The 1,185-nt window shown below is 46.6% G+C and carries 4 pseudogenes; all 4 read right to left on the bottom strand.

What is annotated here, in order from left to right:
* Window positions 1-181: pseudogene (locus AAC855_RS21160) on the bottom strand (glutamine amidotransferase-related protein); the annotation flags it as partial.
* A gap of 125 nt (window positions 182-306) precedes the next feature.
* A pseudogene (locus AAC855_RS21155) lies at window positions 307-456 on the bottom strand (glutamine amidotransferase-related protein); the annotation flags it as partial.
* Window positions 457-862 (bottom strand): annotated as a pseudogene (locus tag AAC855_RS21150) (helix-turn-helix domain-containing protein); the annotation flags it as partial. It lies immediately after the preceding pseudogene.
* 176 nt (window positions 863-1,038) lie between these two features.
* Window positions 1,039-1,185, bottom strand: a pseudogene (locus tag AAC855_RS21145) (IS982 family transposase); the annotation flags it as partial.

Raw genomic sequence — 1,185 nt, 5'->3', positions numbered from 1 at the left:
CATCCACATTACCATCATGTTGGCTCCATGCGGTGACTTCAAAAGAAGCCGGTAATGTTTCTGCCGCGACAACTAAAGAGTGGTAGCGGGTTACTGTCAGCGGTCGGTTCAATCCTTTGAATACACCCTGCTGATTATGGTGAATTAAGCTGGTTTTACCATGCATCACTTCACGGGCTTTATACACAATGGATTTCAAGATGCGTCGCGGCGGCAAGGGAGTGAATCCCCAGGAGCATAGATAACTATGTGACTGGGGTGAGCGAACGTAGCCAACAAAGAGGCAACTTGAAAGACGAAGTGTATAACAACACTCACACCAAAGGCTTGTCCAATCGCCTGATGCCCGAGACACACGCCCAGAATCGGCAATTTCCCGGCAAAATGAGAGATAACCTCCAGTGAAATCCCGGCGTCATCCGGCGTACAGGGACCCGGAGAGATCACCAAATGGGTCCCCATCGGCTTCTTATAGCTGAACTCTTGACGGTGAAGCCACTTTGTCATCCCGGCCACGGTGAAAGTCATCTGCCAGCGCGTTCAGACCCAGGCGACAATTTGCGCGGTGGTGTGCATCAAATTAGCGGTCAGATACGCCACTAATTCTGTCGTATGTTCGGCAGACAAGCGGCTTTCAGAGCCCCCATTTTCAGGAACGAGTTTTTCCTCAGAAAAATAATCCTTCAGATGGCGACTCACGGTACTTTCATGAATACGCAAAGCCTGGGCCAATCATCTGGGCAGTCCAGCCTTCATGAGCCAAAAGCACAGCCTTGATACGGTCACGTAAACGTCCATCACGAGTCGTATCATGCATCAATTCAAGGGCATCTTTTTGGGCATCTGTCAGCGTAATTTTCATGGGCGCGATCATGATCTGATACGAATGAAAAATCAAGCATCTTCATATTACGATGGGTATAGAATCTGAAGGTGATAAACGATTCTTATTAACCACTACAAATAACGCGGCCCTACTCACATCGCCAGCCCAACCATCTACTACTTTATTATTTTTATAATTAACCCCAATTCCGCTTAAGCTATTGCTGAAATATCTTCTTCTGAGTAGAGAATTTTCAGTGATGGCTTTTTCTCTTTAAGGCAGTAAGCAACCAATCCCGTTAAAATCGTTAACAAAAAACCGGTTATACTTCGGTGACGAGAATGTTCTAATTGAGAGTC

Origin of the sequence: Xenorhabdus bharatensis (assembly GCF_037996705.1) — a bacterium.
GTDB classification, from domain to species: domain Bacteria; phylum Pseudomonadota; class Gammaproteobacteria; order Enterobacterales; family Enterobacteriaceae; genus Xenorhabdus; species Xenorhabdus bharatensis.
Note: the sequence above shows the minus strand (reverse complement) of the source record. Positions and strands in the feature narration are given on the sequence as shown.